Consider the following 24079-nt stretch of genomic DNA (forward strand, 5'->3'; position numbering starts at 1 on the left):
ATTTGGGAGAATGGCAGGCTCAAAGAGCCTGCTCTATTATGGGAGTGAGACAATGGCAGGCATGAAATCATTCACACTGGCAGCGGCGCTTGCCGCCTTTGCCTTTACTGGCTTTGCACATGCCGAGGACAAGGGCCTCGTTGGCGTTGCAATGCCAACCAAGTCTTCGGCACGCTGGATTGCCGATGGCGACAACATGGTGAAGGTGCTGCAGGAGCGCGGTTATAAGACCGACCTTCAATATGCTGAAGACGATGTGCCGAACCAGTTGGCGCAGATCGAAAACATGGTCACCAAGGGTGCCAAGGTGTTGGTCGTTGCATCGATTGACGGTACCACACTGTCGGATGTTTTGGCCAAGGCCAATGATGCAGGCATCAAGGTTATCGCTTATGACCGCCTGATCCGTGACACGCCAAATGTTTCTTATTATGCAACCTTCGACAATTTCCAGGTTGGCGTTTTGCAGGCGCAGTCGATTGAAAAGGCGCTTGATCTGAAGAACAAGGAAGGCCCGTTCTATGTCGAGCTTTTCGGTGGCTCGCCAGACGATAACAATGCCTATTTCTTCTACAATGGCGCGATGTCGGTTCTGCAGCCTTACATCGACAGCGGCAAGGTTATTGTTGGCAGCGGTCAAACCGGCATGGACAAGGTAGCAACGTTGCGTTGGGACGGTGCAACCGCTCAGGCACGTATGGATTCGATCCTGTCGGCCTTCTATTCCGACAAGAAGCTCGACGCTGTGCTTTCGCCTTATGACGGTATTTCCATCGGTATCCTGTCATCGCTCAAGGGCGTCGGTTATGGCAGCGGCGACATGCCAATGCCTGCGGTTTCCGGTCAGGATGCCGAAGTGCCTTCTGTTAAGTCGATCCTCGCAGGTGAGCAGAACTCCACCATCTTCAAGGACACGCGCGAACTTGCAAAAGTCACCGTCGATATGGTTGACGCTGCGATGAGCGGTAAGGAACCGGAAGTCAACGACACCAAGACCTATGACAATGGCGTCAAGGTTGTGCCGTCTTATCTGCTCAAGCCTGTGATCGTCGACAAGTCAAACTGGAAAGAAGTTCTGGTCGATAGCGGTTATTACAAAGAAGACCAGATTAAGTAATTTCTAAATTTCCGATGTTCCAGAGCGCCGTGTGTATTTTCAAACATGCGACGCTCTCGATAACCCAGCTTTCTGACTGGGGTGGACTAAAGAATTGACAGCGTTGTCTTTCAAATTTTGAGACATTTGTACGCTGTATTGCAATGGGAGCGAGCGATGAGTGTAGCCAATCCTGTTCGGCTTCAGGATCGTGGAGATCAGCCGGAAATCGGCGGTCAGCCAATTCTGGAAATGCGCGGCATCAGCAAATCTTTTGGTGTGGTGAAGGCTCTGAGTGACGTCAATTTCACGGTGATGCCGGGAGAAATTCACGCATTTGTCGGTGAGAATGGCGCCGGTAAGTCCACGCTGATGAAAGTGCTGTCGGGTGTTTATCCGTCTGGCAGCTATGACGGCTCGATTGTCTTCGATGGTGAAGAGCGGCACTTCCGCGATATCAATGATTCCGAAGCGCTGGGCATCGTCATCATCCATCAGGAACTCGCCCTTGTGCCGCTGATGTCGATTGCCGAGAATATCTTTCTCGTCAACCCTCCCGGTTCTTACGGGGTTATTGATCGCGGTGAAGTTTATCAGCGCACGAAAGTGCTGTTGAAGAAAGTAGGCCTCACGGAATCGCCCGATACGCTGGTGACGGATATTGGCGTCGGCAAACAGCAGCTCGTCGAGATTGCCAAGGCGCTTTCAAAGCGTGTGAAGCTACTGATCCTTGATGAGCCTACAGCGAGCTTGAACGAGACTGACAGCGCGGCATTGCTGGCATTGTTGAAAGAGTTTCGTGCGCAGGGCATCACGTCGATCCTGATTTCGCACAAGCTCAATGAAATTCGTGAAGTGGCCGATAAGATCACCGTGCTGCGCGATGGCCGCGCGGTTGCGACGCTGGATTGCCATGAGGGTGAAGTCGAAGAAGATGAGATCATCCGCAAAATGGTCGATCGCGATCTCGAAAGCCGCTATCCAAAGCGCGATCCGAAGATTGGTGAGGTGATTTTCGAGGCTGAAAACTGGTCCGTTTATCATCCGCTGCACCCGGAGCGACACTCGGTTAAAAATGTTTCGTTTAATGTGCGTGCCGGTGAAATTGTCGGCATTGCAGGCTTGATGGGCGCTGGTCGTACCGAGTTTGCTATGAGCCTGTTTGGGCGTTCATGGGGCACGAACATTACCGGCGAAGCGCGGATGCATGGCAAGCCGGTTGATATTTCAACGGTTGCCCGCGCCATCAAATCAGGCCTCGCTTACGTGACCGAAGACCGCAAAAAGCTCGGTCTTGTGCTTGGCGAGAATATCTCGCGCAACATATCGCTCGCGCATTTGCGTGGTGTCAGCCCAAAAGGCGTGATCGACAGCATCCGCGAAATGAAGGTTGCCAACGACTATCGTCAGCAGATGAGCATCCGCTGCCACAATGTTTATCAGGAAACCGGCACGCTTTCCGGCGGCAACCAGCAGAAGGTGGTGCTGTCGAAATGGCTGTTCACCGGGCCGGATGTGCTGATCTTGGATGAGCCGACGCGCGGCATCGATGTTGGCGCGAAATACGACATTTACACAATCATAAATTCACTGGCCGAAAGCGGCAAGGGCGTGGTCGTCATTTCATCCGAAATGCCAGAGCTGATCGGGATCTGCGACCGAATTGTCGTCATGCATGAGGGAGCCTTCGTTGGCGAAGTGGCTGGCGAAGAAGCGACGCAGGAAAACATCATGCGTGCGATCATGCGCAATAAGGGAAAACAATCATGAGCGAGAACGTAGTTCACAATAGCCCGGGCGGACAGAAAGCGCCAAGTGGTATCGGGCGTTATCTCAAAAATAATCTGCGTGAATCGGGAATGCTGCTCTCGCTTATCGCGATCATGATCTTTTTCCAGATCGTCACCGGCGGCGTGCTGATGAAGCCGCTGAACCTCACTAACCTCGTTTTACAAAACAGCTATATCGTCATCATGGCACTTGGCATGTTGCTGATTATCGTGACCGGACACATTGATTTGTCGGTTGGTTCCGTGTGCGGATTTATCGGAGCGCTTGCAGCCGTGATGATGGTGCGCTGGGGAATTCCGTTCCCGATTGCTGCCATTCTGTGCCTGATTGCGGGTGGTATTATCGGCGCGATGCAAGGGTTCTGGGTCGCCTATTTTAATATCCCGTCCTTTATCGTAACCCTTGCAGGCATGCTGGTTTTCAAAGGCTTGATGCTGGCGGTTCTCGGTGGACAGTCGGTCGGTCCATTCCCTCCGATGTTTCAGAAATTGTCGTCGGGCTTTATTCCTGAGTTTATTGGTGCGACGGGCGGCGTCTATCTGACCTCGCTGATCCTCGGTATTGTGTTGGCTGGCTTTCTCGTCTGGCAGAACTCAAGATCGCGGGCGCGTCATATTGCGCATGAGGTGGAAACAGAGCCGTTTGGCTTCTTCGTGATCAAGAATATAGTGCTGTTTGCCGGTATCGCTTATCTCGCATTGCTGATTTCATCGCATCGCGGCATGCCTAATGTGTTGATTATTATGGCGGTTCTGATTGCAGCCTATGCGTTCCTCACCACGCGCACAGTCATTGGTCGTCAGATCTATGCAGTTGGTGGCAACCGTCATGCGGCGAAACTTTCGGGGGTGAAAACCGAACGACTGACCTTCCTTGCATTCGTCAATATGGGTGTGCTGGCTGCACTTGCTGGTCTGGTTTTCGCAGCGCGCCTTAATACGGCAACGCCAAAGGCCGGACTTGGCTTTGAGCTTGATGTGATTGCCGCCTGCTTCATCGGCGGTGCGTCGGCCTATGGCGGCGTGGGCCGTGTAACAGGTGCTGTGATCGGCGCGCTTATTATGGGCGTGATGAATAACGGTATGTCGATCTTGGGTATTGGCATCGACTATCAGCAGGTCATCAAGGGTATCGTTCTGCTGGGTGCGGTGTGTATCGACGTCTATAACCAGCGCCGCTGAGGCGGCGATATTTCGGCACACCATACCCAAAATCTCATTCGCCTCAGATGTTTGGGCATTGAAAGCGAATGTTTAAGATCGAGGTGTTTTAGCGCTTTTGCTCCGCTCTTTTGGGAGAGGGAGGCGTGAGCAAACCGGGCCGGAACTCAGTTCCGGCCCGATCTGTTTTCAGCCTGATTTACTATTCTCAGATTGCCGTGCGGCGAGCGTGGTCGAGATAAATCTCACGCAGCTTGAGTGCGACCGGACCTGGCTTGCCACCACCAATTGGCTTATCGTCTATAAACGAAATCGGCGTTACAAAAGTACCCGCACTCGTCATGAAAGCTTCTTTTGCAGCATAGGCTTCATCAATCGTGAAAAGACGCTCTTCAAGCTTCATGCCGGTTTCCGCGATGAGCTGTAAAAGGGACAAACGTGTGCAACCCGGCAAGACCGCATTGCTGTTCGGGCGGGTGACGATGACGTCATCCTGCGTGACAATATAGCCGGTCGAAGATGCGCCTTCGGTGACGTAGCCGTCCTCTAACATCCAGGCTTCATCGCAACCGGAACCCTTGGCGATTTCCTTGGCGAGAGCCTGTGGCAGAAGGCAGACGGTTTTGATGTCGCGACGCTTCCAGCGCAGATCATCAAGCGAAAGTACGCGGATGCCTGTTGCGACTTCCGGCCTGTTGGCGAGGGCTTTAACTTGGGTGAACAGAACTAAGGATGGCTTCAAGCCTTTAGCGACAAAATCACGGTCGCGACCGTCACCGCGCGTAACTTGCAAATAGACCAGACCTTCAGTGAGATTGTTGCGGCGGATCAGTTCACGCTCGATCTCGACAATCTCATCTTCGCTCATTGGCATAGGAATGCCGATTTCACCTGTCGAACGACGCAGGCGCTTCATATGCGGGTCGCTATCGACCAGCTTGCCGTCTAGCACGGCGGTTACTTCGTAAATTCCGTCACCAAAGAGAAAACCACGATCAAAGATCGAGATTTTTGCATCGCGCGCGGTGACATATTCGCCATTCACATAAACGATGCGATCTTCAAGTTCTGCTGAAACGGCCATGGTGGGAAGTCCTGAAAAAAGCGCATAACCAAAGCGCTAAAAAGAAAAGGCTGCGAAGAACATCGCAGCCTTTTCTTAAGATACCATCTCATCAGAAGGAACAATAATTTTCAGGCAGCCTGCTTTGCTGCTGTAATTGCTTCGCTGCGGATTTCTTCGGTGAGCTTTAAGCGCAGTTCAGAGAATTCCGGGCTGGCTTTGACCTGATAAGAACGCGGGTGCTCGATATTGACTGGCGTGATCGATTTGATCTTGCCTGGACGAGCGGTCATCGTGACGACGCGGGTCGCCATGAATATCGACTCCTCAATATCGTGGGTGACGAAAATCACGGTTTTCTGCTCACGTTCCCAGATGCCGAGTAGGAGTTCCTGCATCAGTCCACGCGTCTGGTTGTCGAGCGCGCCAAAAGGCTCATCGAGCAGCAAAATCTTTGGATCATTAGCGAGTGCGCGGGCAATTGCCGTGCGCTGCTGCATCCCGCCCGAAAGCTGCTTGGGCCAGTGATTTTCAAAGCCGCGCAGGCCGACTTTGTCGATATAGCTATCGATGATCTCGCGGGCCTGTTTTTCTGGCATGCCTTTTTCGCGCAGGCCGAAACCGACATTCTGCCGAACGGTCAGCCATGGAAACAGCGTATAAGACTGGAACACCATACCGCGATCAGCACCCGGTCCTTTGACCGGCTGACCTTCGAGTGTCACCGTGCCAGTTGTCGGCTTGTCGAGACCCGCAATAATACGCAGGAGTGTGGACTTGCCGCAGCCCGATGGGCCGAGAATAGTCACGAAATCATTCTTCGGAATGATGAGATCGGTTGCCTGTAGCGCCAGTGTTGGTTTGCCGCCGTGAACACCCGGAAAGGTACGGCTCACGCCTTTGACGACGAGTTCCTGTTCGGTTGTCGTAACCATTACGCAAACCTCCACGCAAAGAGCCAGCGGTTGATATATTTGAAGGCCAGATCAGAAATCAGCCCGATCACGCCGATCACGATAATGCCGAAAATGATCTGCCCGGTGGCCATCAGCGCCTGCGAATTGATGATCATATAGCCGATGCCTGACGATGCGCCGATCAGCTCTGCCACGATCACATAAGTCCATGCCCAGCCCAGCACGAGGCGCAGCGTTTCGGCAATATCGGGAGCGCTTGAAGGCACAAGCACACGGCGAATAACGCCACGGTCCTTGGCGCCCAGCGTATAAGCAGCCTCCACCAGATCACGGCGTGTGCCGGAAACGATGACGGCGATCATCAGAATGAGCTGGAACACGGCGCCAATGAAGATAACGAGCAGCTTTTGTGTTTCGCCAATGCCTGACCAGAGAATGAGAAGCGGCACGAAGGCTGATGCCGGCAGATAGCGCGCGAAGGAAACGAAGGGTTCGAGCAGCGCCTCAATCGGCTTATAGGCCCCCATGGCGATGCCAAGCGGGATGGCGACGATGCTTGCCATGATGAAGCCGCCCAACACACGCCAGACAGTCATGCCGATATCCGACATAAAGCCTTGATTGGCAATGAGATCATATCCATCCTTCACCATCGTGATCGGATCAGCGAGGAAGGTGGGCGAAACAAAGCCTCCGAGCGTTGCAACGCCCCAAAAAGCGAAGAAAAGCAAGAAGAACAGAATTCCCAGAAGAATCCGGGCTCCATTTCCGATTGGTTGCATAGGCTGCATAGACATATCCGTTTAGTAAGACGGTCGCCTTCTCATAAGAGGGGCGGAAATGAAACAGACCCGGAGTGAACTCCGAGTCTGCGTTGCGATGTTACTTACTTGATAAAGCTGATGTCGACAATCTCGTCGAGATTTGGCTTGTTCTTGATGACGCCAGCGTCAAGCAGGAGCTTTGCTGCCTCTTCCGAGAATTCCTTGAATTCACCTTCAAAGAACTTTTGGTTAGCTGCCTTGTCCTGCCAGCGCAGATAGGCTGCTGACTGGCCGAACTGTTCGCCAGACTGCTTCACGTCCTTGCCCATGATTTCATAGGATTTGGCTGGATCAGCAGCAATCATTTCAAGAGCTTCGAAATAACTGGTGGCAAGAGCCTTTGCAGCTTCCGGGTTCTTTTCAAGGAAATCCGGTGTGCAGCCAACGGTGTCCATCACAGCCGGATATTCCAGCGTGGTCGCGAGGATTTTGCCTTTATCTGGTGCTGCGCGCACTGTGGAAAGATACGGCTCGTAAGTCATGGCCGCATCGTTTTGTCCGGCAACGAAAGCCTGTGCTGCTGGTCCTGGCTCCATGTTGACGATCTTAACGTCCTTGGTGGTCATGCCGTTTTTAGCGAGCATGAAGGCCAGAAAGAAGTAAGGCGACGTGCCGGGAGCGGACGCAGCAACTGTCTTGCCTTTGAGATCGGCAAAGGAATTGACGTCACCGCGCACGGCGATGCCGTCAGCACCATAGGATTTGTCCATCTGGAAAATCTGCTTTGACTTAACGCCTGCCGAGTTCCAGATAATCCATGTTTCAACGGTGGTCGCGGCACACTGAATATCACCAGAAGCGAGCGCCAGATGACGGCTTGCCTGTGGAATTTTATTGAGCGTGACGTCGAGGCCGTTCTTCTTGAAGATGCCTGCTTCTTTCGCAAGTGTGAGCGGACCAAAGCCGGTCCAGCCAGAAAAGCCGATTGCGACTTTTGTTTCTGCCTGTGCGCTCGAAGCGAAGGTGAGTGCTGCGAGGGCGGCACCTGCCAACCAAGATTTTCTCATATGTGAACCCCTTTTTTGTTTTAAGCATATACATATTCTTGCAAACAAATTAGCAGGACCGCGATTTCTGTCCAGAGAGCCAAGCAAAGAAGCCTTTGCTTGGCTCTCTGATAAAATATCGAATAAGCCTTTGATTATATTTCTATAATCGAAATCTTATAGGCGATGCCCTTACCAATAAGTTCTACAGAAAATTGCGTGTCTTCCGATAAGATCAGGCAGTCATGCTGGTCGAGATGCGCGATTCTGCTGTCGCTTTTTAGCTCGAAATTTCCTTCTGCACAGAAAATAAGCACGGTGCCGCTTTCTGCTTCAACGATCACCGAATCATTTGTGACGATGCGTTCGACTTGATGCGCGAAGTTTCTACGTCGCGTCATGACGTTGAGGTCGGTGATTGGACCTTCGATCAGGCGGGCACTAGAGCTTGCATCGGCGCCAAAAGCAAAGGGTGCTGTCTCGCGGGTGAGGGTGGTTTCCACACCTTCAACATCGAGAACAATGCCGTTGCCTTCCAGCACCGATAATGTGCGGTCAATGCCAGTGAAAACCGAGAAGGGGCCGTCATTGGCAACGGTTGCAGTGGAAATGCGCCAGTCGAAATTATCGACTGACGCATTTTCAGGGTAGATCGCAATTTCGACCGTTACGCCGCCGCCGTTTTTCCACGGCATGCGTTTGTGATCGGCACTGCGTAAGATGCGCATGGCTTAGTTTCCGAGGATCGCAGGCAGACGCAGACCCTGCTGCTTTGCCCAGTCGAGCGCTTCTTCATAGCCTGCATCGGCATGACGCATGACGCCGGTTGCCGGATCGTTCCACAACACGCGGCCAATGCGCTCATCCGCATCTTCCGAGCCGTCACAGCAGATCACCATGCCCGAATGCTGGGAGAAGCCCATGCCGACGCCGCCGCCGTGATGGAGCGATACCCATGTTGCGCCCGATGCGGTGTTGAGCAGCGCATTGAGCAGTGGCCAGTCGGATACGGCATCCGAACCGTCCTTCATGGATTCGGTTTCGCGGTTCGGCGAAGCAACCGAGCCACTATCAAGGTGGTCACGACCAATAACGATAGGTGCTTTCAGTTCGCCATTGCGGACCATTTCGTTGAAGGCGAGGCCGAGGCGGTGACGATCGCCGAGACCAACCCAGCAGATGCGGGCTGGCAGACCCTGAAACGCGATGCGTTCTTTCGCCATGTCGAGCCAGTTGTGTAGGTGTTTATTGTCCGGCAACAGTTCTTTCACCTTGGCATCGGTCTTCGCAATATCTTCCGGATCGCCGGAAAGGGCTGCCCAACGGAAAGGTCCAATGCCGCGGCAGAACAGCGGGCGGATATAGGCAGGTACGAAGCCGGGGAAGGCAAATGCGTCTTCCAGACCTTCTTCCAGTGCCATCTGGCGGATGTTGTTGCCGTAATCGACAGTTGGAATGCCCGCATTGTGGAAGTCGAGCATGGCCTGAACCTGCACCTTCATCGAAGCGCGGGCGGCTTTTGCAACGCCCTTCGGATCGCTTTCCTGCTTGGCACGCCATTCAGCAACGCTCCAGCCGATAGGCAGATAGCCATGAACCGGATCATGTGCCGAGGTCTGATCGGTCACGATGTCAGGGCGAACGCCGCGCTTGACGAGTTCCGGGAATATTTCAGCAGCATTGCCGATCAGTGCAATGGATTTGGCTTCACCTGCCTTGGTCCATTCGTTGATCTTGGCGAGAGCTTCATCAAGGCTGTGGGTCTTTTCATCGACATACCGAGTACGCAGGCGGAAATCGGCGCGGGTTTCGTCGCACTCGACTGCGAGGCAGCAGGCACCTGCCATGACGGCTGCGAGAGGCTGTGCGCCGCCCATGCCGCCGAGACCGCCGGTCAGAATCCATTTGCCCTTGAGATTGCCGTCATAATGCTGGCGGCCGGCTTCAACAAAGGTTTCATAGGTGCCCTGAACGATGCCCTGCGCGCCGATATAAATCCATGAACCGGCGGTCATCTGGCCATACATGGCGAGACCCTTTTTATCCAGTTCGTTGAAATGGTCCCATGTTGCCCAATGCGGCACGAGGTTGGAATTGGCGATCAGAACGCGCGGCGCATCTTTGTGGGTGCGAAACACGCCGACTGGCTTGCCCGACTGCACCAGCAGGGTTTCGTCGTCGTTGAGCGTTTTCAGCGTTGCAACGATCTTGTCGAAGTCGTCCCATGTACGGGCTGCACGACCAATGCCGCCATAGACAACCAGCTCATGCGGGCGTTCTGCAACATCCGGGTCGAGATTGTTCATCAGCATGCGCAGGGGGGCTTCGGTGAGCCAGCTCTTGGCATTGAGTTCGGTGCCGCGTGGAGCGCGGATTTCGCGCTCATTATGACGTGGGTTGGACATGATGTTCTCCTCAGCGTTTCAGTTCGGCGGCAATGTTTTCGAGCCGCTCAAGAATGGTTTTGAGATACACACGGAGCTTTTCAGCTTTGGCGACGTCGTAGTCGAAGGGGACGCTTTCTGTCGCAAGATGCGTGGATTGCGCCAGTTCCATCTGGATGGCGTGGACGCCGGTTTCAGGCCTGCCGTAATGGCGCGTCGTCCATCCGCCCTTGAAGCGGCCATTGAGGATGGATGTGTAGCCGGTGGCGTTTTGGGTCACGTTTACGGTTGCAGCTTCGATCCTTGGATCGCACGTCTTGCCCATATCCGTGCCGACATTAAAATCCGGCAGCTTGCCTTCAAAAAGGAACGGGATATGCGAGCGGATCGAGTGGCAATCATACAGGATCGCCACGCCGTGGATTGCCTTCACGCGTTCGATTTCGGCTGCAAGCGCATCGTGATACGGCTTGTGGAAGCGGGCAATGCGATCGGGAATATCGGCTTCGTTGGGCGCTTCGCCGTCTTTCCAGATGGCGAGACCGTCGAAATCAGTGGTCGGTATAAGACCAGTGGTATTCTGGCCCGGATAGAGGCTCGAACCATTCGGATCGCGATTAACATCAAGACAATAGCGGTGGGCGGTAGCGCGGACGGTCGTGACATTGTCAAGCAGCCCGTCATAGAGCTGATGGATATGCCAGTCGGTGTCGGCAAGAATGCGGCCATTGTCATTAAGCCGTAACCAGATGTCTTCCGGTACATCCGTTCCGGTGTGGGGCAGGCCGAGAATGACGGATGATGGACCCTGTTTGACTTCAAAGGTACTCATATCAGGCTTCCAGTGCAGGCAGAATAGTTGTGCTGATGCTGGCAACGAACGAGCCGTCGGCGATGATTTCGCTTGCGGCTTTGAGATCGTTTGCCATGTAGCGATCAACGTCGAGCGTCGGTACATTCGCGCGCAGAACGGCGGTGGCAGCTTTCAGCTCAGGGCTGGTTTCAAGGGGCCCGCGCAATTCAACGCCGAGCGCGCCGGTCAATGCTTCAATGCCAATGATTGAGTTGAGGTTTTCGGTCATCTGCAACAGGCGGCGAGCACCATGGCAGGCCATAGAGACGTGATCTTCCTGATTGGCAGAGGTTGGTGTGGAATCAACCGATGCCGGATGCGCCATCTGCTTGTTTTCGCTCATCAGCGCTGCCGAAGTAACTTCCGCAATCATAAGACCCGAATTGAGGCCCGGCTTCTTCGCAAGGAAGGCTGGCAGACCGAAGGAAAGCGCAGGGTCAACCAGAAGCGCAATGCGACGCTGGGCAATCGCGCCAATTTCACAGACGGCAAGCGCGATCTGGTCGGCTGCGAAAGCAACCGGTTCGGCATGGAAGTTGCCGCCGGAAACGACACTATCATCGGACAGGACGAGCGGATTGTCGGTGACGGCATTGGCTTCGATTTCAAGTGTGCGTGCAGCTTGGCGCAGAATGTCGAGACAGGCACCATCGACCTGTGGCTGGCAGCGGATGCAATAAGGATCTTGTACGCGCTGGTCGCCTTCAAGGTGGCTCTCGCGAATAACCGAACCAGACAGGAGATTGCGCAGTGCTGCAGCCGTATCGATCTGGCCCTGATGACCGCGTAAGCTGTGAATATCTGGATGAAACGGAGCAGTTGAACCCATTGCCGCATCGGTCGACAGTGCGCCGGTGATGAGGGCTGCCTGCAATGCACGATGCGCGCGGAACAGACCGGCCAATGCCAGTGCAGTCGAGGTTTGTGTGCCGTTGATGAGGGCGAGACCTTCCTTGGCAGCCAGAACGACGGGCTTGAGACCTGCTTGATTGAGGGCGTCAGCAGATAGCAGGCGTTCGCCCTGATAGAAGGCTTCACCTTCGCCGATCATGGCAGCTGCCATATGAGCGAGCGGTGCGAGATCGCCAGAAGCGCCAACCGAACCCTTGGCCGGGATCATCGGAATCACGCCTTTTTCAAGCATGGCTTCGATGAGGGTGATGAGTTCGAGCCGCACGCCTGATGCCCCACGGCCAAGCGAAATGAGCTTCAGCGCCATGATGAGGCGCACGATGTCTTCGCTCAGCGGTTCCCCCACGCCACAGCAATGCGACAGGATGAGATTGCGCTGAAGTGTTGCCACATCTTCGGGAGCAATACGGATAGAGGCAAGCTTACCAAAGCCAGTATTGATGCCATAAACTGGTGCATCGCCCGCGGCGATTTCGGCAATGCGGGCGGCTGCTTTTTCAACGCCTGTATGGAACGAGGGATCAATGCGAACGGCAAGGTTTTCGCGATAGACTTTCTCGAGGATCGAGAGTGGAACGCTGCCGGGCTGCAATATAAGGCTCATGGAAAACTCCATTGGGGATATGAATTAAATCTGGCCTTTGAAAACCCGCTTCCAGAGCGGATTAAAGCCGATGCGGTAAACAAGCTCTGCCGGACGCTCGACGTTCCAGATGGCGAGATCAGCATCCTTGCCGACCTCCAGCGTTCCGGTCTGATTAAGCACGCCAAGGGCGCGGGCTGCTTCGCGGGTGACGCCTGCAATGCATTCATCGACTGTCATGCGGAACAGGGTTGCGCCCATGTTCATGGTGAGCAGAAGCGAGGTCAGCGGCGAAGTGCCGGGATTGTTGTCGGTGGCCAGCGCCATCTTTGTGCCAGCCGCACGGAAAAAATCGACTGGCGGTTTTTGCGTTTCGCGGATGAAATAATAAGCGCCGGGAAGCAGAACTGCGACGGTTCCAGCCTTTGCCATGGCAGCCGCGCCGTCAGCATCGGTATATTCGAGATGATCGGCAGACAGCGCATCATATGAAGCGGCAAGAGCTGCGCCATGCAGATTGGAAAGCTGGTCTGCGTGGAGTTTGACCTGAAGGCCGTGCGCCTTTGCAGCATCGAAAACGCGGGCGATTTCGTCAGGCAAAAATGCAATACCTTCACAAAACCCGTCCACCGCATCGGCGAGATTTTCGGCTGCAATGGCAGGCAGCATTTCGTTGACGATCTTGTCGATGAAAGCCGCTTTATCGCCATTCATTTCCAGCGGCAGGGCATGAGCGCCCAGAAAGGTGGTGCGAATAGAAACATCGCGCTCTTTCGCCAGACGGCGCGCTGCGCGCAATGACTTTGCTTCGCTTTGAGTATCGAGACCATAACCCGATTTGACTTCAACTGTCGTCACGCCTTCTGCAATCAGCGCATCAAGGCGGGGCAGGGTTTCCCGCACGAGATCATCTTCGCTGGCCGCTCGCAGGTTTTTAACAGAGGAAACAATGCCGCCGCCCGCCCGCGCAACTTCTTCGTAAGTGGCGCCATTCAGGCGCAGTTCAAATTCATGCGCGCGATTGCCTGCGTGGACCAGATGCGTGTGACAGTCGATCAGGCCGGGCGTGATCAGGCGACCTTCGCAGTCAATCTTCTCAAGCGAGGCATATTCAGCAGGAAGATCAATTTCAGCGCCGACATAAGCGATTTTGCCATCTTTGACGGCAATTGCTGCAGCTTCGATCAAACCAAGTCCATCTGCCTTTTCCGATAGAGTGGCGATGCGCGCCTGCGTTAAAACGAAGTTCGTTTTTTGTGTCATGAGCGTTTTCTCGCTTCCCCTGTTTTTCGATAATGTATATACATATTAGCGAAGCCGCCAAGAGAAAAAATGCATCCAATTGCGATCTGTTGAAAAGTGATGCTGCAAAATGGGTGCAAAGAGGAGCGAAACATAATGTCAGCCACGGTCGAAAAAACGCAATTTATTCATGCTAAACAAGCGCTTTTGCATGCGGGTTGGGCAGAGAATGTGCGACTTGGTCTGGCTCTGGGAAAAATTGCTTCTGTGGAAGCTGGCGTTGAAGCCAAGCCGGGAGACGAGCACCATAAGGTGATCGTAGCGGGGATGCCAAACCTGCACAGCCACGCGTTTCAATATGGTATGGCTGGCCTTGCTGAACGGCGCGGACCATCGGCTGACAGCTTCTGGAGCTGGCGCGACGTCATGTATAAGTTCGCGCTGACCATGACGCCGGAACAGGCGGAAGCGGTCGCCTTGCGGCTTTATGTCGATATGCTGGAAGCCGGGTTTACCCGCGTTGGTGAGTTCCATTACCTGCATCATGATCGCGACGGCACGCATTATGGCAATATCTCGGAAATGGCGGATCGCATTGTCTCGGCAGCGCAAAACGCGGGCATCGGGCTGACCCTGTTGCCGGTGCTTTATGCGCATTCGAGTTTTGGCGGGGCAGCACCCAATGAGGGGCAGCGTCGATTTATCAATGATGAAGCAAGCTTTGCGCGGCTGATTGAAGGTTGCGAGAGGTCGCTTTCTGGCTTTGATGGTGCTGTGCTTGGCGTGGCCCCGCACAGTCTGCGTGCTGTCACCCCGGATGAGCTGACATTTGCGGCAAAGCTTTTGCCCGACGCGCCAGTGCATATTCACATTGCTGAACAGGTCAAGGAAGTGGAGGACTGCATTGCGTGGTCCGGACAGCGACCAGTCGAATGGCTGCTTGACCATCAGGAATTGTCGTCGCGCTGGTGCCTCATCCACGCAACGCATATGACTGACGAGGAAACTGTGCGCATGACTCAGGCTGGTGCGATTGCCGGTCTATGTCCTGTTACGGAAGCCAATCTTGGCGATGGTACGTTCAATGCCACAGTGTTTGATGCCAATGGTGGCCGGTTCGGTGTTGGGTCCGATTCCAATGTGCTGATCGGCATTGGCGACGAGTTGCGGCAATATGAATATTCGCAGCGTTTGCTGCATCGAGCGCGCAATGTGCTGGCGAAAAACGAAGGCTCGACCGGACGAGCCTTGTTTGATGGTGCATTGACAGGCGGAAATATTGCTATGGGTCGCGAAGGCGATGGTTTGAGACAGGGTGCTTCGGCAGATTTTGTATCGCTTGATGTTGAGCGCCTGCCCCATGCAAAGGGGGATGCGGTTCTCGATGGCTGGATTTTTGCCGGTCGTGCGCGTGCCTCTGATGTGTGGGTGCGCGGCGCGAAACAGGTGGAGGGCGGACATCACCGCTTGCGCGATGCGGCAGAGCGTGCTTTCCAGAAAGTGATCGGCGAATTGCTGAACTAATCAAAGGGAACAAAGTGCAGGATACTTCATCCAGACAGAGCGAAGCGACCATATCGCTGCATCAGCGTATTCTGGATGATATTGAAACGCGCATTATTTCTGGAGAATGGCAACCCGGTCATCGCATCCCGTTTGAGCACGAGCTGACGGAATATTATAACTGCTCGCGCATGACCGTGAACAAGGCGCTGACGCAGCTGGCAAAAGCCGGTCTGATTGAGCGAAAGCGCCGCTCTGGCAGCTTTGTTTCCTTCCCGCAGTCGCAAGCAGCAATTCTCGAAATCCATGATATTCGCGATGAGGTCGCAGCGCTTGGACAGCCTTATCGTTTTGAGCTACTGAAACGAAACGAGCGGCTGAGCGGCCCTGCCGATGCACGCCATATCGACATTCCGCGACATACACCACTGATCGAACTTGTTTGCCGTCATTATGCAGGGAAGCGGGTCTTTGCGCTGGAAGAACGGTTCATCAGTCTGACTGCCGTGCCGAGCGCGGCAGAAACCGATTTTGCAGAGCACTCACCCGGTCCGTGGCTTGTTTCCTGCGTGCCTTGGAGCAATGCGCAGCATTCCATCCGCGCGGTTGTCTCAACCGACGAAAACGCTGCGACGCTTGGCGTGCCTGCCGGTTCGCCTTGTCTTGTCGTTGAGCGCCAGACCTGGAATGCCGATCAGCCGGTGACGCATGTACGCTTCACTTATCCGGGCGATAGTCATGCGCTTGTGGCAAAATTTACGCCGTCGCAGAGCTGATTTTTTCAATGTAACGTAATGTTATTACGCTTTTGGAGGCGTCGCGCGTAGGGGCCGCTAAAATGATAATGCGCGGAATCCCTTGGACCAATTTGCGCAGAATGTGATTCATAGAGAAGTTCTGGTTATGCATAATGCCAAAATTTCTCTATCTGTTTGTTTTTACGCATTATCTTACGCAAAACCGCTGCGCACTTTTGCTAGAAATGCTTAAGAAAAAAGCCGCCGCAGGGGAAAGCGGCGGCCAAGTTGCAGCTTGACTGGGTGGTGATCAGGCTGCGCGTTTCAGTGCATCTCCGATAACGGATACGATGGTGTCGATCTGTTCCTTTTCCACGATGAGCGGTGGAGAAAGCGCGATCACATCGCCGGTGACGCGGATCAAAAGACCCTTCTTGAAGCAATCGGTGAACACGTCATAAGCGCGTGCGCCGACAGCGCCTTCGCGTGACGACAGTTCGATTGCGCCAACGAGGCCGAGGTTGCGGATATCGATGACATTTGGTGCGTCTTTGAGCGAATGCAGCGCATTCTCCCAATGCTCGGCCAGTTCTGCGCCACGGGTCAGAAGACCTTCTTCGGCGTAGATTTCAAGCGTGGCAAGACCAGCAGCACAGGCAACCGGATGACCGGAATAGGTGTAGCCATGGAAGAGCTCGATGGCGTTTTCCGGGCCGGTCATCAGCGCATCATGCACTGTGCGGCTGGCAAAGACAGCGCCCATCGGGATTGCGCCGTTGGTGAGGCCCTTGGCGGTGGTGACGAGATCAGGCTTTACGCCGAAGTAATCAACCGCAAATGGCGTGCCGAGGCGTCCGAAGCCGGTGATGACTTCGTCATAGATCACCAGAATGCCGTGTTTGTCAGCGGTCGCGCGGATGCGTTCGAGATAGCCCTTTGGCGGCAGAACAACACCGGCGGAACCGGACATTGGCTCGACGATGACGGCGGCAATCTTTTCTGCGCCGTGCAACTGAACCAGACGTTCCAGATCATCAGCGAGTTCGATGCCATGCGCTGGCAGGCCTTTGGAGAATGCATTGCGGCCAATATCGAGCGTATGACGCATATGATCGGCAGGAATCTGCGGGAAGACTCGACGGTTATTGACGAGGCCGCCGACAGAAATGCCGCCGAAGCCAACGCCGTGATAGCCTTTTTCGCGACCGATGATGAGGGTACGCGTACCCTGACCAATGGCACGCTGATAGGCGATAGCGATCTTCAGTGCGGTATCGACCGATTCCGAGCCGGAATTGGTGAAGAACACGCGATCAAGCTTGGCATCCGGGCCGCCGGGCGCAATGGCCGCGAGCTTTTCAGCGAAGTCGAAAGCAATGTTGTGGCCCATCTGGAAGGTTGGGGCGAAGTCCATGGTCGAAATCTGGCGCTCGACCGCCTGTGTGATCTGCTTTCGACCATGACCGGCATTGCAGCACCAAAGGCCAGCCGTGCCATCCAGAACCTGATGGCCGTCGACATCGGTGTAATACATGCCCGAAGCGCTTGCGAGCAGGCGTGGGGCAGCCTTGAATTGGCGGTTTGCCGTAAAGGGCATCCAGAAGTTATCAAGACTTGGCGCGTTGGTGTTATTAAGCATTAGAACCTCCTATTTGCGACCAACAGGACATGCTTTGTTGAAGGCAACAAGTCCTTTTCTCATAAAATTTAAATCGTTGAAATTACGTGCTTTGATATAAAAGTTTGTGATATATCGAACATCATAAACAGTATGAGGAAGCATCGATGAGCATCGATATTGGGGGCAGGCTTCGTTATGTGCGCATGCGGCAGAATCTGTCTCAGCGCGAGCTTGCAAAACGGGCTGGGGTGACCAATTCCACCATATCGTTGATCGAGGCCAATCAGTCCAATCCGTCGGTGGGTGCATTAAAGCGCATTCTGGATGGAATTCCTATCGGAATGGCTGAGTTTTTTGCGCTTGAGCCGGATGCACCGCACAAGGTTTTCTATCAGGCAGATGAACTCGTGGAGATCGGCAAGGGGCCGATTTCCTATCGGCAGGTGGGGGACCACCTGTTTTCGCGTTCGCTGCAAATCCTCAAAGAGCGCTATGAGCCGGGATCAGATACTGGCAAGGTTTTGCTCATGCATGAGGGCGAGGAGGGCGGCATCGTGATTTCCGGTCGCATTGAAGTGACGGTCGGTAGCGAGCGCCGGATACTAGGGCCGGGTGATGCCTATTACTTTTCAAGCAAGTTACCGCATCGCTTTAAATGCGTGGGGCCAGTTGCCTGTGAGGTGGTGAGCGCCTGCACACCACCGAGTTTCTAATATTCTTCCCTATTCAAAGGGCTGAATCAAATCGTTGTTGAATTGATTCAGGAAGCATTATGCGTAGCGCGCGATACCAAGATCGTCGGCCTGAATATCTGGCTTGTTGCCCGAAATAAGATCGGCGAGCAGCTTGCCGGAACCCGGACCCATGGTCCAGCCGAGCGTGCCATGGCCCGCATTGATAAACACATTCTCATAGCGGGTGGCGCCAATGATCGGCGTGGAATCCGGTGTCATTGGACGTAGGCCCGACCAGAAGGTTGCAGCCTTGAGATCACCACCGGGGAACAGATCGCTCACCGACAGATCAAGCGTTGCGCGACGCGCGGCGGGCAGGTCTTTGGTGAAGCCGGAGACTTCCGCCATGCCGCCGACACGGATGCGGTCACCAAGGCGGGTGATGGCGATCTTGAAGCTTTCATCCAGCACGGTCGAGACAGGGGCCAGCTCTTCGTTGATGATCGGTGCGGTGATCGAATAGCCTTTTACCGGATAGATCGGCGCATTGAGGCCGAGCGATTTAACCAGAGCAGGTGTGTAGCTGCCGAGTGCCACAACATAGCGATCAGCCGTCAGAATGCCTTCCGAGGTTTCTACACCGGAAACCTTGCCGCCAGACATCAGCAGCGATTTAATATCGACGCCAAAGCGGAACTTGACGCCAAGACCTTCAGCGATTTTGGCCAATTCGTTGGTGAACTTGAAGCAATCTCCGGTTTCATCGTTTGGCAGGCGCAGACCTCCGACGAACTTGTCGCGGGCGCGGGCCAGAGCTGGTTCAACACGCACGCAATCTTCGCGGTCGAGAACTTCAAACGGCACGCCGTCTTGACGCAGAACTTCAATATCCTTGCCAATGCCGTCGAGCTGATATTGCTCGCGGAACAGCTGCAAAGTGCCCTGCGTGCGCTGGTCATACTGAATGCCGGTTTCATCGCGCAGTGCCATAAGGCAATCGCGGCTATATTCGGCAACACGAACCATGCGGCTTTTGTTGACCTTGTAACGGCTCTCGGTGCAGTTGGCGAGCATCTGCAACAGCCAGCTATATTGCTTAGGATCAGATGTCAGGCGCAGAACCAGCGGAGCGTGTTTCTGAAAAAGCCATTTTGCAGCTTTCAATGGAATGCCGGGAGCAGCCCATGGCGATGCATAGCCCGGCGAAACCTGTCCGGCATTGGCGAAGCTGGTTTCCAGCGCAGGCCCCTCTTCGCGATCAACGACAGTCACTTCGTGGCCCTGTTTGGCCAGATAATATGCCGTGGTGACGCCGATAACGCCGCTGCCGAGAATGATGATCTGCATGTTCGCCTCTTATACTTATGCTTTTGTGTTTGCCGCGTCGCTATCCACGTAAACGCGGGCATAGCGGTGGCCTAAAGAAGTCAGGATTTCATAGGGAATGGTGTCGCAATCCCGCGCCACATCTTCGAGCCGCTGATGCGGGCCGACGAGTTCGACCATGCTGCCGAGTGTGAGTGTGCCTTCGGGAAGCGCAGTTACATCAAGTGTGATGGAATCCATCGAAACGCGACCGACAATCGGCAGACGTGTATCGCCGTGAAACGCCGAGCCTTTGTTGCTCAAAGCGCGGAACCAGCCATCGGCATAGCCGACTGCGATGGTCGCAATGCGCATAGGCTTGTCGGCAATAAATGTGCCGCCATAACCAACTGCAGCACCCTTATCGATATCGCGCACCTGAATGACGCGTGCGGACAATTCGAGAACCGGCTTAATAGGATTTTCGCCAGCTGCAGGTCCAACGCCATAAAGCGCTACGCCCGGGCGCGCGAGATTGAAGTGATAGGTGTTTTCGAGGAAGCAGCCGCCGGAATTTGAAAATGCCACGGGCATTTTTGGCAAACGGGAAAGCGCTGCTGACATGGCTGCCAGCTGGCGCGCATTGGCTGGGTTTTCCGGTTCATCACCGCTCGCCAAATGGCTGATGACAAACTTGACGTCGATATGGTCCAGAAGATGCTGGTCATCGACAAGCTGATCGAGTTCTTTGGCCGATAGGCCAAGACGCGACATGCCTGTGTCAATTTGCAAAAGCGCGGGCAGTTTTTCATTGAGGCTTGCCGCAAGTGCTGACCAGTTTGCAATCTGCTCCAGCGAGTTGAGAACAGGCAGGATTTTCTCGCGTGCGCAGGCAGCTTCCGTGCCGGGCTGGAGGCCGTTCAGCACGTAAAGCGTCGCATCAGGATTGAGAAAAGGGCAGAGCGAAATTGCTTCGCCAAGATGGGCAACGAAGAAATCGCGGCAACCTGCTTCATAAAAAGCTGGCGCGACGCGATCCGCGCCCAAGCCATAGGAATCAGCTTTAACCACTGCCGCCGCACGGGTTGGCGCAATGCGTTTTGCAATCGTCGAATAATTGTGGCGGAGAGCAGCCAGGTCGATAGTGAGCACGCCACCAGCGGCGAGGTCTCGTTCCGTTTGAGAAAAATGCATCGACATAGGGCTCATTTCCAGTGCACTCAATTTGTTAGTGGGATGACTGGAATTTAATCCGCTTCCTCCCAAAAGCACATCGCCTTGGTGGTACGGATCACAATTCCTTGCCCCCAAAGCGATAGGTTTAATGATAATCGAAGACTATTCGAATGTTTTTGCTATTTGTCGCATATTGTGCGAATTTTAGCATGATTTACGCACTTATTAGCTTTTAGATCGAAGATTCTGCATGGCGACACTCGATAGCATCGACCGTAATATTATCCGCTGCCTTCGCCGCGAGGGACGTATGACCAATAGCCAGCTTGCAGCCGAAGTCGGACTTTCGCAGTCAGCCTGTCTGCGACGTGTGCAGATTCTCGAAGAAAGTGGTGTTATCCGCGGATATACCGCAATTGTAGGTTCATCGGGCGGAGACGAGCGGCTGGTGGCGATTGTACGTATTACGCTTGACCGCCAGACAGAGGAATATCTCAACCGTTTTGAAGAAGCCGTGCGTCGGCATCCGGAAGTGCAGGAATGCTATTTGATGACCGGGGATGCTGATTATATTTTACGCGTTGAAGCCGATAATGCTGCGGCTTATGAAATCATTCACAAGGAAATTCTGTCGCGATTGCCGGGCGTTGCTCGTATTCATTCCAGCTTTGCAATCCGCACAGTGCTTTTATCAAAGGCGCCTGTCACGAGGGCATAAAAAAACCCGGCATAAGCCGGGTTTTTTCTAATTATTTTTCAAATCTTAGTTGAATTCGTAGCGAAGACCCGCGCGAACCGTGTGGATATTGAAGCCGTTGTCGTGGGCTTGGGTTCCGGTTGCTCCCGGGCCATCTATACTATTTGGATAAGGTTGCCTGCTGCTGTCTTCCTTGTCGTAACCGTAAGCTTTGCCGCCGTTGATACGCAGATAGCGATAGCCGAGATCGAGCTTGAGTTGCTGAGTAATATCATAGCTCACACCAGCCATGAGACCCATTGCGAAGCGCCAGCTGTCGAGGCCCCCTTTGTCACTGGTATAGTTACAGCCACCGGGTGTTGGTTCGGTGCACACCTCACGAGTGCTCCAATTGTCATATTTAACATAGGCAGCACCCAAACCTGCACCAAAGTAAGGCGTTAAAGCATTCCCGATTTTGGGAAGGTCGACATAGGCGTTAGCCATTGCTGTCCACACATTGGCCGTCGAATTATCTTTGTAATGGCAGTTGTCTTGCACAATGTTTAGTCGATGTGCGGGATCAGTCTTAATGTAGCTAGGACAGTCCGTCGTACCATTTATGCCAGCACGGAAGTAATCTAGTGTGGCATCAGTACGGAACATTTCATTGAAACGATAGCCAACACCCACACCGTACGAGGCACCGCCTTTAAGCTTAAACTCGTCATATTTGAACGTGTCGTCAATGCCGCGGTAAGGTGGATTGTCCTGATTCCAAAAAGCCCAGTTGCCATCTGTCTTGTTCTTGAAATTATAGCCAATGTCGCCGCGAATATACCAGTTAGAGGCTGCTGGTGGCGCTACTACTACTGGTGGCTCTTCAAAAACAATGTCAGCGGCTTTCGCGCCGTTTGTAGCTGTCAGCACACCAAATGATATGAGCGCTATTGCAGAAACATATCTCATCAATCCAACTCCAACCGAAAAAAGTACGGTTCCCGCACCGTTAGCTGAACATGGTAAATGAATATGCTTAAGCGATCGTTACTTCTTATTAGCGGGCACTAAACTTAATGGTGCATTTAATGAAGCCGCTACTTAATCGTTGTATATGAAAATCCCGGCCTGAGCCGGGTTTTTTGGGTTCATTTGAAATCAACGGACTTTATTATAGATTGATCGATGTCGTTAATATTTCGCTTACCGCAAAGCGCCATGGTCACGTCGAGTTCTTTGCGGATGATGTCGAGAGCCAGCGTCACGCCTTCTTTGCCCATTGCGCCAAGACCGTAAAGGAATGGGCGGCCAATGAAGACGCCTTGCGCGCCGAGTGCGCGTGCTTTCAATACATCCTGACCAGAACGCACACCACCGTCCATATGCACTTCGATCTTGTCGCCAACGGCGTCGACGATTGGCCTGAGCATCGAGATGGAGGAAACGGCACCATCAAGCTGGCGGCCACCGTGATTGGAAACGATGATTGCATCTGCACCGGTCTTGGCCGCCATCAATGCATCTTCTTCGTCAAGGATGCCCTTGAGAATCAGTTTGCCACCCCATTGCTCCTTGATCCAGGCAACGTCGTTCCAGCTCAACTGTGGGTCGAACTGTTCGGCTGTCCAGGATGAAAGGGAGGATAGATCAGTCACGTTTTGGGCGTGACCAGCAATGTTGCGGAAAGTGCGGCGCTGCGTACCCATCATGCCCAGACACCAGCCGGGGCGGGTGGCCATCTGCCAGATATGCTTTGGTGTGAATTTTGGCGGGGCAGACAGGCCATTGCGCAGATCTTTATGGCGCTGGCCGAGGATTTGCAGATCAAGCGTCAGCACCAGAGCCGAACAGCCTGCTGCTTTGGCACGGCTGATAAGGTTCTTTACGAACTCGCGATCTTTCATGACATAAAGCTGAAACCAGAATGGTTTCTTCGTAACCGATGCCACGTCTTCGATGGAGCAAATGCTCATGGTAGACAGGGTGAAAGGAACGCCAGCGGCTTCGGCAGCCTGTGCAGCCAGCATTTCGCCATCCGCATGTTGCATGCCGGTCAAACCTGTTGGGGCGAGAGCGACAGGCATCGAAACTTTTTCGCCGATCATCGTCGTTTCAAGCGAGCGATCGGTCATGTCGACCAGTACGCGCTGGCGAAGCTTGATCTTCGAAAAATCGCTTTCATTGGCGCGATAGGTCGATTCCGTCCATGCGCCAGAGTCCGCATAATCGAAGAACATCTTCGGGACACGGCGCTTTGCCAATCGCTTGAGATCAGCGATTTCGACGATTTTGGGCATTCTCCACCCCTTGTGGTCAGTTTTGTTTACCAGTCGAATGACCGATTGCGTTGCTGAAATCAAGGAAAACAATCATCATAGTTTCGATTGCTCTCGGTTATTTGATGCCACAACTCTTCGGACTATACTATCTGGTGGCTTTTTTGGCTGAGATGTTGATGCCATATGGTATAAAGCAAAGATAATTTTGAGACAGTTAGCGGCCACTTTTGACGCATATTGAAGGTCAAGAGGCGTAAAAACATAGATAATCGGGCAAGACGCGCTGTGCAGTCGAGG

22 protein-coding genes are annotated in these 24079 nt (G+C 53.8%); 8 read left to right on the plus strand and 14 right to left on the minus strand.

Annotated features, from left to right (window positions below; all coding sequences use genetic code 11):
- Positions 1–52 precede the first annotated feature (52 nt).
- The 3 genes from chvE (at position 53) to mmsB (ending at position 4068) form a co-directional block, all read left to right on the plus strand.
- Positions 53–1117 (plus strand): multiple monosaccharide ABC transporter substrate-binding protein, encoded by a 1065-nt coding sequence (chvE, locus tag WH356_RS12720; protein ID WP_094505407.1) that lies wholly within the window; start codon positions 53–55, stop codon positions 1115–1117.
- Between the two features lie 156 nt (positions 1118–1273).
- Positions 1274–2866 (plus strand): multiple monosaccharide ABC transporter ATP-binding protein, encoded by a 1593-nt coding sequence (gene mmsA, locus WH356_RS12725; protein ID WP_339511342.1) that lies wholly within the window; start codon positions 1274–1276, stop codon positions 2864–2866.
- Positions 2863–4068, plus strand: coding sequence for a multiple monosaccharide ABC transporter permease (mmsB, locus tag WH356_RS12730; protein WP_339511344.1), 1206 nt, complete (start codon positions 2863–2865; stop codon positions 4066–4068). Before mmsA ends, mmsB begins: the two co-directional genes overlap by 4 nt.
- Before the next feature lie 187 nt (positions 4069–4255).
- Here mmsB and WH356_RS12735 read toward each other — a convergent pair whose 3' ends face one another.
- From WH356_RS12735 to hutI, 9 genes are all read right to left on the minus strand, one after another.
- Positions 4256–5131, minus strand: coding sequence for a D-amino-acid transaminase (locus WH356_RS12735; RefSeq protein WP_339511346.1), 876 nt, complete (start codon positions 5129–5131; stop codon positions 4256–4258).
- A gap of 110 nt (positions 5132–5241) precedes the next feature.
- Positions 5242–6045 (minus strand): ABC transporter ATP-binding protein, encoded by an 804-nt coding sequence (locus WH356_RS12740; RefSeq protein ID WP_339511347.1) that lies wholly within the window; start codon positions 6043–6045, stop codon positions 5242–5244.
- Positions 6045–6818, minus strand: coding sequence for an ABC transporter permease (locus tag WH356_RS12745; RefSeq protein ID WP_339511348.1), 774 nt, complete (start codon positions 6816–6818; stop codon positions 6045–6047). Before WH356_RS12745 ends, WH356_RS12740 begins: the two co-directional genes overlap by 1 nt.
- 95 nt (positions 6819–6913) lie before the next feature.
- A complete protein-coding gene (locus WH356_RS12750) occupies positions 6914–7858 on the minus strand; it encodes an ABC transporter substrate-binding protein (protein ID WP_339511349.1) in 945 nt (314 codons plus the stop codon).
- A gap of 134 nt (positions 7859–7992) precedes the next feature.
- The gene (locus WH356_RS12755) at positions 7993–8565 is read right to left on the minus strand and encodes a HutD/Ves family protein (RefSeq protein WP_339511350.1); all 573 of its coding nucleotides are present in this window, start codon (positions 8563–8565) and stop codon (positions 7993–7995) included.
- A gap of 3 nt (positions 8566–8568) precedes the next feature.
- The gene (hutU, locus tag WH356_RS12760; protein ID WP_339511351.1) at positions 8569–10242 is read right to left on the minus strand and encodes a urocanate hydratase; all 1674 of its coding nucleotides are present in this window, start codon (positions 10240–10242) and stop codon (positions 8569–8571) included.
- A gap of 10 nt (positions 10243–10252) precedes the next feature.
- Positions 10253–11053 carry an N-formylglutamate deformylase gene (gene hutG, locus WH356_RS12765; RefSeq protein ID WP_339511352.1) on the minus strand — a complete coding sequence of 267 codons (801 nt, stop codon included), beginning with the start codon at positions 11051–11053 and terminating at the stop codon, positions 10253–10255.
- 1 nt (position 11054) lies between these two features.
- Positions 11055–12590 carry a histidine ammonia-lyase gene (gene hutH, locus WH356_RS12770; RefSeq protein ID WP_339511354.1) on the minus strand — a complete coding sequence of 512 codons (1536 nt, stop codon included), beginning with the start codon at positions 12588–12590 and terminating at the stop codon, positions 11055–11057.
- Positions 12591–12614: 24 nt separating this feature from the next.
- Complete coding sequence (gene hutI, locus WH356_RS12775) at positions 12615–13832, minus strand: imidazolonepropionase (RefSeq protein ID WP_339511356.1); 1218 nt, start codon at positions 13830–13832, stop codon at positions 12615–12617.
- Between the two features lie 135 nt (positions 13833–13967).
- Here hutI and WH356_RS12780 point away from each other — a divergent pair, with 135 nt between their 5' ends.
- The 3 genes from WH356_RS12780 (at position 13968) to WH356_RS12790 (ending at position 16350) form a co-directional block, all read left to right on the plus strand.
- A complete protein-coding gene (locus WH356_RS12780) occupies positions 13968–15335 on the plus strand; it encodes a formimidoylglutamate deiminase (RefSeq protein ID WP_339511358.1) in 1368 nt (455 codons plus the stop codon).
- A 14-nt stretch (positions 15336–15349) separates the two neighbouring features.
- Positions 15350–16090, plus strand: a complete 741-nt coding sequence (gene hutC, locus WH356_RS12785; protein ID WP_339511360.1) for a histidine utilization repressor — start codon at positions 15350–15352, stop codon at positions 16088–16090.
- A gap of 134 nt (positions 16091–16224) precedes the next feature.
- Positions 16225–16350: a hypothetical protein gene (locus tag WH356_RS12790; RefSeq protein ID WP_339511796.1), complete on the plus strand. Its 126-nt coding sequence runs from the start codon at positions 16225–16227 to the stop codon at positions 16348–16350.
- 11 nt (positions 16351–16361) lie between these two features.
- On the opposite strand, the gene WH356_RS12795 is transcribed toward WH356_RS12790, so the two are convergent.
- The gene (locus WH356_RS12795; RefSeq protein ID WP_339511362.1) at positions 16362–17690 is read right to left on the minus strand and encodes an aspartate aminotransferase family protein; all 1329 of its coding nucleotides are present in this window, start codon (positions 17688–17690) and stop codon (positions 16362–16364) included.
- A 146-nt stretch (positions 17691–17836) separates the two neighbouring features.
- On the opposite strand from WH356_RS12795, the gene WH356_RS12800 reads away from it, so the two are divergent.
- Entirely contained in the window at positions 17837–18385 is a 549-nt protein-coding gene (locus WH356_RS12800; RefSeq protein ID WP_140903681.1) for a cupin domain-containing protein, read from the plus strand.
- Between the two features lie 57 nt (positions 18386–18442).
- Here WH356_RS12800 and WH356_RS12805 read toward each other — a convergent pair whose 3' ends face one another.
- Entirely contained in the window at positions 18443–19693 is a 1251-nt protein-coding gene (locus WH356_RS12805; RefSeq protein ID WP_339511368.1) for a D-amino acid dehydrogenase, read from the minus strand.
- Between the two features lie 15 nt (positions 19694–19708).
- Positions 19709–20860, minus strand: coding sequence for an alanine racemase (gene alr / locus WH356_RS12810; RefSeq protein ID WP_339511370.1), 1152 nt, complete (start codon positions 20858–20860; stop codon positions 19709–19711).
- Positions 20861–21077: 217 nt separating this feature from the next.
- Between alr and WH356_RS12815 the strand changes: the two genes are divergently transcribed.
- Positions 21078–21545 (plus strand): Lrp/AsnC family transcriptional regulator, encoded by a 468-nt coding sequence (locus WH356_RS12815; RefSeq protein ID WP_310009665.1) that lies wholly within the window; start codon positions 21078–21080, stop codon positions 21543–21545.
- A gap of 45 nt (positions 21546–21590) precedes the next feature.
- Here the strand turns inward: WH356_RS12815 and WH356_RS12820 are convergent, their stop codons facing one another.
- Together WH356_RS12820 and WH356_RS12825 are read right to left on the minus strand one after the other, a co-directional pair.
- Positions 21591–22472, minus strand: a complete 882-nt coding sequence (locus WH356_RS12820; protein ID WP_339511373.1) for an outer membrane protein — start codon at positions 22470–22472, stop codon at positions 21591–21593.
- Between the two features lie 179 nt (positions 22473–22651).
- Complete coding sequence (locus tag WH356_RS12825) at positions 22652–23800, minus strand: alpha-hydroxy acid oxidase (protein WP_339511375.1); 1149 nt, start codon at positions 23798–23800, stop codon at positions 22652–22654.
- Positions 23801–24079 lie beyond the last annotated feature (279 nt).

It is taken from the genome of Ochrobactrum sp. MYb379, assembly GCF_037479515.1.
In the GTDB taxonomy this organism is placed as follows: Bacteria; Pseudomonadota; Alphaproteobacteria; order Rhizobiales; family Rhizobiaceae; genus Brucella.

Excerpts from the sequence above, each read along its gene's own strand:
- chvE (WP_094505407.1), top strand. The coding sequence starts at position 53 with ATGGCAGGCATGAAATCATTCACACTGGCAGCGGCGCTTGCCGCCTTT.
- mmsA (WP_339511342.1), top strand. The coding sequence starts at position 1,274 with ATGAGTGTAGCCAATCCTGTTCGGCTTCAGGATCGTGGAGATCAGCCG.
- mmsB (WP_339511344.1), top strand. The coding sequence starts at position 2,863 with ATGAGCGAGAACGTAGTTCACAATAGCCCGGGCGGACAGAAAGCGCCA.
- WH356_RS12735 (WP_339511346.1), bottom strand. The coding sequence starts at position 5,131 with ATGGCCGTTTCAGCAGAACTTGAAGATCGCATCGTTTATGTGAATGGC.
- WH356_RS12740 (WP_339511347.1), bottom strand. The coding sequence starts at position 6,045 with ATGGTTACGACAACCGAACAGGAACTCGTCGTCAAAGGCGTGAGCCGT.
- WH356_RS12745 (WP_339511348.1), bottom strand. The coding sequence starts at position 6,818 with ATGCAGCCTATGCAACCAATCGGAAATGGAGCCCGGATTCTTCTGGGA.
- WH356_RS12750 (WP_339511349.1), bottom strand. The coding sequence starts at position 7,858 with ATGAGAAAATCTTGGTTGGCAGGTGCCGCCCTCGCAGCACTCACCTTC.
- WH356_RS12755 (WP_339511350.1), bottom strand. The coding sequence starts at position 8,565 with ATGCGCATCTTACGCAGTGCCGATCACAAACGCATGCCGTGGAAAAAC.
- hutU (WP_339511351.1), bottom strand. The coding sequence starts at position 10,242 with ATGTCCAACCCACGTCATAATGAGCGCGAAATCCGCGCTCCACGCGGC.
- hutG (WP_339511352.1), bottom strand. The coding sequence starts at position 11,053 with ATGAGTACCTTTGAAGTCAAACAGGGTCCATCATCCGTCATTCTCGGC.
- hutH (WP_339511354.1), bottom strand. The coding sequence starts at position 12,590 with ATGAGCCTTATATTGCAGCCCGGCAGCGTTCCACTCTCGATCCTCGAG.
- hutI (WP_339511356.1), bottom strand. The coding sequence starts at position 13,832 with ATGACACAAAAAACGAACTTCGTTTTAACGCAGGCGCGCATCGCCACT.
- WH356_RS12780 (WP_339511358.1), top strand. The coding sequence starts at position 13,968 with ATGTCAGCCACGGTCGAAAAAACGCAATTTATTCATGCTAAACAAGCG.
- WH356_RS12790 (WP_339511796.1), top strand. The coding sequence starts at position 16,225 with ATGCCAAAATTTCTCTATCTGTTTGTTTTTACGCATTATCTTACGCAA.
- WH356_RS12795 (WP_339511362.1), bottom strand. The coding sequence starts at position 17,690 with ATGCTTAATAACACCAACGCGCCAAGTCTTGATAACTTCTGGATGCCC.
- WH356_RS12800 (WP_140903681.1), top strand. The coding sequence starts at position 17,837 with ATGAGCATCGATATTGGGGGCAGGCTTCGTTATGTGCGCATGCGGCAG.
- WH356_RS12805 (WP_339511368.1), bottom strand. The coding sequence starts at position 19,693 with ATGCAGATCATCATTCTCGGCAGCGGCGTTATCGGCGTCACCACGGCA.
- alr (WP_339511370.1), bottom strand. The coding sequence starts at position 20,860 with ATGAGCCCTATGTCGATGCATTTTTCTCAAACGGAACGAGACCTCGCC.
- WH356_RS12815 (WP_310009665.1), top strand. The coding sequence starts at position 21,078 with ATGGCGACACTCGATAGCATCGACCGTAATATTATCCGCTGCCTTCGC.
- WH356_RS12820 (WP_339511373.1), bottom strand. The coding sequence starts at position 22,472 with ATGAGATATGTTTCTGCAATAGCGCTCATATCATTTGGTGTGCTGACA.
- WH356_RS12825 (WP_339511375.1), bottom strand. The coding sequence starts at position 23,800 with ATGCCCAAAATCGTCGAAATCGCTGATCTCAAGCGATTGGCAAAGCGC.